At 54.8% G+C, this 9806-nt stretch carries 7 protein-coding genes; 2 read left to right on the top strand and 5 right to left on the bottom strand.

What is annotated here, in order from left to right:
* The 5 genes from RMSM_RS10000 to RMSM_RS09980 all read right to left on the bottom strand — a co-directional run.
* Nucleotides 1-390, bottom strand: a 390-nt coding sequence (locus tag RMSM_RS10000; RefSeq protein ID WP_008695005.1) for an efflux RND transporter permease subunit, incomplete at its 3' end; no start/stop codon positions are given.
* 186 nt (nt 391-576) lie between these two features.
* Complete coding sequence (locus RMSM_RS09995; RefSeq protein WP_160168272.1) at nt 577-1824, bottom strand: efflux RND transporter periplasmic adaptor subunit; 1248 nt, start codon at nt 1822-1824, stop codon at nt 577-579.
* A gap of 999 nt (nt 1825-2823) precedes the next feature.
* Entirely contained in the window at nt 2824-4128 is a 1305-nt protein-coding gene (locus RMSM_RS09990) for an SMI1/KNR4 family protein (protein ID WP_144057532.1), read from the bottom strand.
* Between the two features lie 253 nt (nt 4129-4381).
* Nucleotides 4382-5683: a nickel pincer cofactor-dependent isomerase, group 22 gene (locus RMSM_RS09985; RefSeq protein WP_008695000.1), complete on the bottom strand. Its 1302-nt coding sequence runs from the start codon at nt 5681-5683 to the stop codon at nt 4382-4384.
* Nucleotides 5680-7404: a leucine-rich repeat domain-containing protein gene (locus tag RMSM_RS09980; protein WP_008694999.1), complete on the bottom strand. Its 1725-nt coding sequence runs from the start codon at nt 7402-7404 to the stop codon at nt 5680-5682. Before RMSM_RS09980 ends, RMSM_RS09985 begins: the two co-directional genes overlap by 4 nt.
* A 315-nt stretch (nt 7405-7719) precedes the next feature.
* On the opposite strand from RMSM_RS09980, the gene RMSM_RS09975 reads away from it, so the two are divergent.
* Together RMSM_RS09975 and RMSM_RS09970 are read left to right on the top strand one after the other, a co-directional pair.
* Complete coding sequence (locus RMSM_RS09975; RefSeq protein ID WP_052031569.1) at nt 7720-9222, top strand: sulfatase family protein; 1503 nt, start codon at nt 7720-7722, stop codon at nt 9220-9222.
* A 105-nt stretch (nt 9223-9327) separates the two neighbouring features.
* Nucleotides 9328-9603, top strand: coding sequence for a hypothetical protein (locus RMSM_RS09970; RefSeq protein WP_008694996.1), 276 nt, complete (start codon nt 9328-9330; stop codon nt 9601-9603).
* Nucleotides 9604-9806: the final 203 nt, after the last annotated feature.

Here is a 9806-nt window from a genome sequence, read left to right as displayed (position 1 = left end):
GCTGGTCGAGATCACCGGCTGGTCGGCTTCTTCGGGATATTCCGGAACCTGTTGCAACCGGCTGTTCACCTTCAATAACGCCTCTTCCATGTTCGTGCCGACATAGAACTCCAACGTGATACGGCCGCTGGAGTCCATCGATTCGCTGGTCATCTTGGTGACCCCTTCGACACTCTTGAGCTGTTCTTCCTGCTCTTGAATGATCTCGCGTTCGACTTCTTGCGGACTCGCCCCTGGCCAACGTGTTTCGATCGTCAACGTCGGTGTTTGCACTTCGGGGGTCAGCTGCATCGGCATGCCGATCAATGCGATCACGCCAAACAGAATCAACAACAACGCCCCGACAGCGACTTTCACTGGATTGCGGACACAGGATTCGATGGGATGCATGCGATCGGCTTCGTTTGCAGTGGCAGAAAAATGAGTATTGGCGAAACGTTCGTTCGACTGTCCGATCGGATGAGCCGCACGCGTTAGCGTCAGGACGCCGGTGAGTAAAACGCGGTAAAATGAAGCCCGTGGCTATCGCCATCGGCTCACAAATTCACGGAAAACCCAAAATTTGAAACAGTCGAATTAAGGCGTTGTCGTTTGTTGTTCGGCAATCGTGACGTCTTGCCCCGGCCGGAGTCGTTCGTTGCCGCGGGTGACGACCAAGTCCTTCACACTCAATTGGTCTGGTACCGATGGCGTCACCGCGACCCAGCTTCCTTGCGATGGCCCCATCACCACAGGCACGATCATCGCCTTGCCATCGACGACGCGGTACAGCGTCGGTGCGGCACCGCCAAGCTGAATCGCATCTTTGGGAACCAGCATGCGAGTTTGTTTCTCACTGGATGGCAGTTTGACGCGTGCCAGCATGCCGGGCAATAAAGGGTGACGTCCCTCCGACGCGGCGTTCTCAACTCGGACTCGCACCGGAAATGTTCTTGCTAAGGGATCAGCCAACGGAACAATTTGATCCACGACGCCTTGGAATGTTTGCCCAGGAACCGCTTCGACCGATACGTTGACTTGGTCCCCCGGACGAACAAATTGAATGCTGGCTTCGGGCACGTAGACTTCGATCTCAAGCGGATCGATTTCGATAATCGTGGCAACCGGATCGCCTTGACGAACCCAGGCACCTGTTTCAGTCAACTCTTTCGCGACAAATCCATCAAAGGGTGCACGCAAGGTGTACTTTTCGCGGCGGTCTCTGAGTCCTTCGAGTGTCTGAGTCTGCACGTCGACTCGCGCGGCCGCCTGAGCAATCTGTTCTTGACGTGGTCCTTCGACCACCAACCGGTACGAGCTTTCGTTTTGCGCGAACGTCGCCTCCGCCACCAACGCTTCCGCGCGATCACTTTCGAATTCATCGATCGAGATCCCCGCCGATTCTTTGTACAGCCGCTGGGCGCGAGCCAATTTGGATTGAGCGTATTCGAGTTTGGCTTTGGCCTCGTCACGCAGCGCTTCGGCCAGCTTAATTTCATCGGGGCGCGAGCCGTTCTTAAGCTCCTCGAGCTCCGCTTCCCGGAGGGCCAACTCGGCTTCGGCACCCGCGATCTCGATGTCGATGGTTTTGGTCCGCAACTGGGTCAACGATTGGCCCTTGGTAACCGCTTCGCCCGCGTTGACCATGAACTCTAAAACACGACCATCGACCGCGCTGCCGATCGTACTTTCACGCCACGGTTTTACGTTGGCGACATATGATTGTTCCGCCGAGATGTTTTTTTCGATCACCGCCGTGACCACCACCGTGGCCGGGCCACCCTGCGCCAGCAAGGGGCCGCCGCTGAAGATCAGAAAAACTCCGAACCAGGTGCTCGAAATCATCGCCGAGAAAAAACGAAATCGACCAAAGCGGCAAGACATTGGAAATGTGGACATCAATACGACAGAAAGCATTTGAGGGGGGACCAGGACCAGCCTTCGGGAATCCCACTTATCATAAGCCCCAAAGTTCGGGTTTCCTACCTTGCAATCCAAATTGAGGTCGACTTTCTTGCCCAAGACCTCGGGTAAAAACATCAGTTGGCGATGATTGTGCTACAGATATTTGGTTTAGAACTGATATTCACCCAGCTGTGATAGCGTCTCGAAAGCCCGCCGCTTACTCGAATCATCTCAGTCGTCCCGCTTTCGGGCTTAGAGAATCGTGCGGGGCGTCACCGTGGATGATGGGGACCGGAAAAGGCAAAAAAAAAACGGCTGTGAGACACTCGAAAGTGTTTCACAGCCGCTTGTCACTTAAACCCGCGAGAGAAGATGCACTCACGCCCCAGCAAACCCACATAAGCCGGGACGATTGTTACCCACTCAAGTTTAACTAGCATCGGGTCGTCCACTTGGTTGACCCATGCCGGCATCATGAACAATCGACCGGATGGTGCTGATACTTCTAGTTGTTAGTGTTGTTTGGCTAGGAAAGCGTCCACGAAGCGTCAAATGGTAACGATTATGCCGATGGAGTCATCAAAACCGATTGGACGTATCCGTCTGGTGGGGGTGTGATGTTGGAAAAGGTTTCCCCCTTTCGCGGCGGTGCGGCGCGAGCGCAATGCCATCTACTTTGGCAACCACTGGAGATGCTCAAGTAGTGGTATTCGCCAGAATTCCCATCTTTGCTGTTGAAACACCAGGAACTCTGGCGAGTTTCACTACCAATGTAGATGGCATTGGGCGCGGGGCCCTATGTCGACGACAATCTTAGCGGTGCGACGTGAGCCGCGCTGCCGCAGTGATTGAACCGGTCAAATAAAATCAGGGGGCTCACGCTGCTATTAAAAGGCAACCGTTTCTTGATGATAGGTTGGAAGCCAGTTCCACATTTGGCTAGACGCCGTAGCGATTTCGCAGACAACGACGATGCGTTTTGGCTAGCGTTGCTCGCGCGTGTTGTCCGGCCGCTTCGGCCGCTTCGGCAACACGATCCAGTAGCGTTGAGTAGCGTGCAAACGAGTCAACGCCGACATCCCAGCCCGCTCTCATCAACCGCTCGTGTCGCTCGACTTCGCTCGTCGCCTGATTGGCTTGATCGATCCAGTACTCAACCACTTGTTGGCGAAAAGACGAATTATTATTGGCCAGCAAGCTAGACAGATATTTTGAATCTGCAACTCGATTGGGATCAAGTTTCTGCAGTCGGGCGACCGAAAACTTGGCCGCATCTTTCTGCATCCAATGACTGTTCATCCGGACGGCTTGATCGGTAAAGCTCGAAGCGATTGCCCCCTGTTGATACGTCTCGATCGCCGCGGAGGAATCACCGCGACGCTCGATGGCATAGCCAAGCAGGTCCCATGCCCAGGCGATTTGGCGCGTCGAATCGTCGGTCGCATCAATCACGGCGCGACAATGCGACTCGACCGCTTGCCAATCTTGCTGGCCACGATCATGGTCGCTGAGCTTTCGGTTTTCTTTAATCAAATCCCAGGCGTCTTCGGGCATCCGCGCCCCATCAAACATCCAGGAAACGCAATCATTCCATGACAGCCCGATCTGGTTGGCAAACTTGCTGTTGATTCGGTCGGCCCAAGGTTGATGCATTGCATCTTGGACCAGTTCGCATCGCACCGCTTCACAGGCGATGTCTTCACGTAGCAGCACCTCTGCCGATTCTTGTGCCCCGGTCTGTTCGGCCAACAGTTCCCGAATCGCTTTGCTTTGATGTTCAAATGCCCAGTGAACGAAGGGATCATTTAACGGATCAAAATTTTGTTTGGGATTTTCTGCAGGGATTGCCAACCGGCGTCGCGGTCCCGGCAATCGCTCGACCACCGCCTCGAAAACGATCGCGTCGGCTAATCGTTTCCCCCAGGGCATCCAATCGCCACCGCCATGAAACCACTGGACGATTTCGGCCATCTGGTTGTTTGCATCGGCGCGAACACAAACCCAATTGCCATCCGCGTCGCCGAGGAGGGGCAACAGATCACAGGGCATCAGTCCAGGCCAAATTTCATCCGGAGCATCCGAGATCAGCGTATCGGCAGGAATCGGCAAGCGAAATTCGCCGGTTCCTTGCCGTTTCCAGATTTCACGATCCAGCCAATCGGCCAAATCAGGTGCCAGGACGCACTGATATCGCTCGGAAATCCGTTCAGACCACGGGGTCGGCTGTGAAACGACGTCAGACAATGGGGACCGAAAGTTCAGGAGGACGCAGTAAAATGTATCGATCGGACAAAAATCGAAGGATCGCTCGGAAACACCGCCGTGATTTTGGGTAGACAAGGCCGTTTAGCCTAGCGAATTTGCCGTCTCGTCCACAAGAGGAGCGTGCGACCGATCCAGGGTAGCATGACCACGCCAAGGGGGGGAACGTTTTTTATTAGAAGCAGGGCAATTTGGGAGCTGATTTTGCCGGTCCAATGACCACGTCTGCGACCGGTCATGCAAAAGCCGACAGCAAGTTTCCCTCGTCATCAAACCGCAACGGCTCAAGTCCGCTAAGTGGCTCGAGCACGTCCGCCTTCCTGTCGGTGCCGCCGGTCGCTTCGTCCCAGTAGGCTTCGCTGCAGACCAATTCGCTCAGATGGAGCGTGTCTTGGATCCAGACCCAACGCAGTTGCTGGGGTGTCCGCTTGCCGACTTGTCCCATCGCCGCGACTAGGGCCTCGCGATCGGAGTCGAAATGGATCGGCACGGCGCCTGCCGTTGCATGCATGCTGGTCAAACAATTGACGCGAGTCTTTTCGTAGTCGATCTTTTCCACCAAGCGGCGATGACAAAATTCGGCCACTCCGATCCCGGCGGCATTGCCAGCGGATTGGTCGCTGAGGTCACGCACGTAGATCTGTTTGACTTTGGGGAACTCGTCCGCCGCGGCGATTTTGTCGTTCCATTTGCGTCCCACCACGTTGGTATCCATCCCGGTCCCACTAATCTCTTTGCCCATTCGGTCGACGATCAAGAGATCGATATGATCAAACGGCAACCGCGGCATCCGCTCGCGTGCCATTGTCAACAATCGTGGTTCAGCAGACAGAAACTCGGACGGCTCGATCGCTTCGACATGCGAGACTTGGTCAAACGCATCTTCGACGATTGCCAACCCGAGCGAGATTGGCGCTGCGGCCTGAATCATCGGGACGATTTCCGTAGCCATCGCATCCAAACAGTAATCGGCATCCGCCATCGCTTGATGATAAACAATTGCGCCTTGATGCTTGCCCAAACCGATCATCAACATCTTGGCCAACCCACTTTCATAGTTGCCGACCAATCGCGTGTGCGGCTTGATCCGGTTCAGCACCACGACGTGATCCATCTGGCTGGCGAGTTTGTCAAAGTGAACGTCCAGTCCGGTGGACGAGCGGCCGATCACGATCGTATCGAGCGAAGAACGAATCTCGCAGCCCATCACCGCTTCCTCGATTCCAAGAGATCGCAATAGCGAGGCTTGTCCTTCGGCAGTCGCGCCGCCATGGCTGCCCATCGCCGGCACGATCACCGGAACCGCGTCGCATCGCTTCACAAAATCAACCACCGCTGAAACGATCGTAGGCAGCTCGGCGATCCCGCGACTGCCGACCGCGATCGCAACCGATTGCCCTGGACGAACCCGGTTTTGCAAAGTCGAATTGCGAATCGCAGCATCGATCGATTGACGGACATCGCGGACCGCCGATGAGGCAAAGTGTTGACGAAGCCGGAAACATTGCGGCAGTGGGGATTCCGTGGGGTGATTCATTGCACGCGTAGCTCCAGCGGATTGAGCTTGACGTTGGGTCGAGCTCGTTTGAATTGTTCAAGCCGAGCGTCGGTGACGTTGGTTTGCTGGACATCCAACACTTCTAATTTTGGCAGCGACTCGATCACATCCATCGCCGCGTCGCCGACTTGGGTCTTGGTCAACCACAACGTTCGCAGTTCGCTCAAACCGCTAATTGTCTGGATCAAGGTGTTGTCGATCGCGGCAAAACTGAGATCAAGTTCCTCGAGTTTCGTGGCGTTTTTCAATGGACCGGCGATGCGATTGTCAACCGCCGTCGCTTCGAGACTTAACTGCGTCAGCAACGTGGCATTTGCCAAGATCGAATTGACCGCATCGGAATCGACTTGGCGGTTTCGCGATAGATCCAACCAATCGAGTTCAGGCAGTTTTGGAAAACTTCCCATGCCATCAGCCGTAACTTCACATGACGACAAACACAACCGTTTTGTCGCGGGATCGGGCGGATTACGTTTTAGATCGTTGTCATTGACGGTCAAAAACGAACGCATCGGCTGCACCCCCGTGATCGGATCAGGGACGTCCGCGTAAGGCGTTTGGATACCGTACAGTTCGGCCAAACGGTGATAGATCCATTTGCGGTTGTCAACACTTCCGCCATCAAGCAATTGGTGCGTGTGTGCGATCGCATGCGCGTAATAGCGAGCCAAATCGGTGCGTTGTTGGGCTTGCAGTCGGCCTTCGGGTTCCAGTTCCGAAAGCGGCATGAAATCGCCACCGACCAACGTGCGGTAGCGTGCGTATTGCAGCCGCGATGCGTCCCAACCACCGAGCGTCGCATGGCTCGGGTGCAACTGCAGCGATTCAAAGTAACCGGCGATGCCTTCGATCAACCAAAATCCCGCATCTTCGCCAGGCATCTTGTCACTGCCCGATCGGCTGGTCCGCGATCGAGTGGATCGCGTTGCTTCACGAAACAATTGATGCGTTAACTCGTGGCGACGCGTTGCTTCGGTTTCATCATGGCCGGCAAATAGAAAGGTGGTGCGATTTTCGTCACTATAAAAACCAGTAGATCGCTCGATCCCCGGAATCGACTCCGAAAGTGTCGCGGCGTATTCGTTCCAATCACGAAACAGCACTACTTTCATTTTTGTGCGGGTCGAAAGCCGCGACGTCTTTTTAGCCAAATGGTCGGCGACCGACGTGTCGGGGTGCCAATCGGCAAACGCCAACGAGACTTGTTGGTTGCCTTCCCACAACGGGAAAAACATTTGCGTCCAAACCCAATAACACTGTTCCAAGTCAACCGCGACTCGCTGTGAATCGGCGTCCGAAGCACGGCTATAGATGGTAAAGTGAGGCGATTCGAATTGTTGGTAACTGCCGCGCCGCCATTGCAGCCACGACGGAGCCGAACGACCACGAGTCGATCGAATTTCAATCGCACCGTTTAAAGGAAGTCCGAGGAAGCGGCGAATCGATCGATTGGCAGGATCGGCGGCATGAGCCAGCCAAAGTTCGGTATAGGCCCGCCAAGCCGCGTCATACGCCATGCCCGTCGCCGCAGGTTTTTCCAGCATGGCTTGATTGGCAAAGACGGCTGCGTCCCACTTTGCCGCGTCCGCCGCTGCAGCGTCGGTTGGCATCGCGACGGCAAACGTCGTGCGGTCGGCTGCAGATGACGGGGTTGCGATTAAGACAAACAGACAGGCAATCTGAAGCAAAAGACGGAACATCGAATTCGCACGCTTTGACCTTGGCAAGCGGACGAGGCCCCGCGCCGTGCTGCTAAGATTGCTACCGGCCCCAAGGGCTCGTAAATGAAAAACTTGAATTTGGTGCAACGTATTCGCCATCTTATTATGGATCTATTAAACTGAGAGTCCGACTTCCCTGGGCTCCCCCCTGATCGGTATTGCGGATGCCGCTTCGCCTATCGATCGCCCCCTCCAACCCCATTCCTTCCCATTCCTTCCCATTCTATGCAACATCTTCTTATGCAATATCCTGCCCACTTCGGATCGCCAATCGCGCGTCTTGCACTTCTGGCAATGGTCCCATTCCTTTCATTGTGTTCACTCCGTAGTCTTGCCGCAGCCGAACGCAATGTGATTTTTATCATCACCGATGACGAAAGCCCGACACTGGGGTGCTATGGCGATCCGGTTGCCAAGACGCCTGCCATCGATGCGATTGCAGCGGATGGCATGCTGTTTCGCAACGCATTCGCGACCACTGCGTCGTGTAGCGCCAGCCGAAGCGTTGTGATGAGTGGACTGCACAACCATCGTAACGGACAATTTGGTCACCAACACCACTACCACAAATTTGCTTCGTTCCACGACGTGGTGGGTTTGGCGATGCCGCAAGTGATGAAAAACGCAGGCTACCGTACGGGGCAAATTGGAAAGTATCACGTTGCGCCCGAGGCGGTCTATCATTTTGAAACCTATCTGAAAGGCAATTCACGCAACGCCGTCGAGATGGCCGATGCAAGTCGCGACTTCATCACCGACGGCAGCGATGACCGTCCTTTCTTTTTGTACTTTGCCACATCGGACCCCCATCGCGGTGGCGGCGTGGACAAGACCAGCAAACGCGAACTAAAACCGGATCTGTTTGGTAACAAACCCAATGGCAAGGCTTATCCCGGTGTAGACGAAGTCTTTTACGATCCTGCGGACGTCGTCGTTCCTGCGTTTTTGCCCGACACGCCCGAGACACGCGAAGAGTTGGCTCAGTACTACCAATCCTGCTCGCGGATTGACCAAGGCGTCGCGCGATTGGTTGAAATTTTGAAAGCCAATGATCTTTACGATAAAACGATGATCGTGTTTACCGCCGACCACGGCATGGCGTTCGCCGGTGGCAAAACGACGGTTTACGAAGGAGGCTTGCGAGTTCCCTTTGTCGTTCGCGATCCCTACCAAAGCAAACGTGGAACCGAATCCGAAGCGTTGATCAGTCACATTGACATCACTCCATCGATCCTCGATTTCGCAGGTGGATTGGATCCCAAAACCAATGGTCCTAAAAACCCCATCAACGTCAAAAAGTATTGGGCGGAACGGGACGAGGCGATCAAGGACAACCGGAACGGCGGAAAGAGTTTCGATTCTTACCACGGCAAATCGTGGATGCACTGTTTGGCCAATCCTGACGAACCGCACCATGAAACCATTTTTGCCTCGCACACGTTTCATGAAATCCAAATGTATTATCCGATGCGAGTCGTTCGTGATGACAAGTACAAATTGATTTGGAACATCGCGTATCCGCTGCCGTACCCGTTCGCTTCGGATTTGTGGGCCGCCAGCAGTTGGCAGGCTCAGTGGAAAAAGGGGCCTGACGCGGCGTACGGCAACAAAACAGTCGACGGCTATGTCCACCGCCCCCAATTCGAGCTATACGACATTGCGGCGGATCCAAATGAAACAAGCAATTTGGCCGACAGCGAAGGGCACAAAGACATCCTGGAACGCTACAAGGCCAAGTTGAAGGCGATGCAGAAGGAGATGCAGGACCCCTGGATCATGAAATGGGATTACGAATAGCATTGCGGGGCAACCGCCGATGTTTTCGTTGCGTGGTCACCATGCGGCGACTATCCTAAGAGCCCCACGTTTTCCTTCGTTCCTCGTGAGTTTTGCCATCTATCGATGATCTATTTCATTCTCTGGGTCGTCTTTCTGTTAGCGGTCATCCTGGCGGTACCGATCGTATCGCTGATGGGCAACCGTAAACCGCGAGAGCCCAAGGCTGCTGCCGACCCAGAGGCGACGGGCGAGGAAGTTGAAGAGCAAGCGTTCGGCGAAAACGAAGGTTTTGCCGAGGACGAGGTGGCAGCCGAAGTGCCGGCGGATGACGGCTTTGGTGGTGGCGAGCCGATGGCGGGTGGCGACGATGCCTTCGAAGGTTTCGAAGAGCTGAAATAGCCCTGCAAGCGAAGAAACGTCGGCTGCCGTGGTGTTTATCGCGAAGTAGGTAGGCAGGAATCGTTGGGTAAATTCCCGTTAGCCGTTTTGGCCAACGCTGTGAAGCATTTTAGGCCGCTTGATTTTGATGGAATTCGGCGAGTTTTTTACGCTCTTCCATGTTCAGTTTTCTTATTTCAGGATCGCCCAACGGTTTCTTGTGC

This window comes from Rhodopirellula maiorica SM1, from assembly GCF_000346295.1.
GTDB lineage: Bacteria > Planctomycetota > Planctomycetia > Pirellulales > Pirellulaceae > Novipirellula > Novipirellula maiorica.
This window is presented reverse-complemented; position numbering and strand designations above follow the sequence as displayed.

Coding starts and splice junctions, on each gene's coding strand:
- RMSM_RS09995 (WP_160168272.1), bottom strand. CDS start 1,824: ATGATTTCGAGCACCTGGTTCGGAGTTTTTCTGATCTTCAGCGGCGGC.
- RMSM_RS09985 (WP_008695000.1), bottom strand. CDS start 5,683: ATGAATCACCCCACGGAATCCCCACTGCCGCAATGTTTCCGGCTTCGT.
- RMSM_RS09980 (WP_008694999.1), bottom strand. CDS start 7,404: ATGTTCCGTCTTTTGCTTCAGATTGCCTGTCTGTTTGTCTTAATCGCA.
- RMSM_RS09975 (WP_052031569.1), top strand. CDS start 7,720: ATGGTCCCATTCCTTTCATTGTGTTCACTCCGTAGTCTTGCCGCAGCC.
- RMSM_RS09970 (WP_008694996.1), top strand. CDS start 9,328: ATGATCTATTTCATTCTCTGGGTCGTCTTTCTGTTAGCGGTCATCCTG.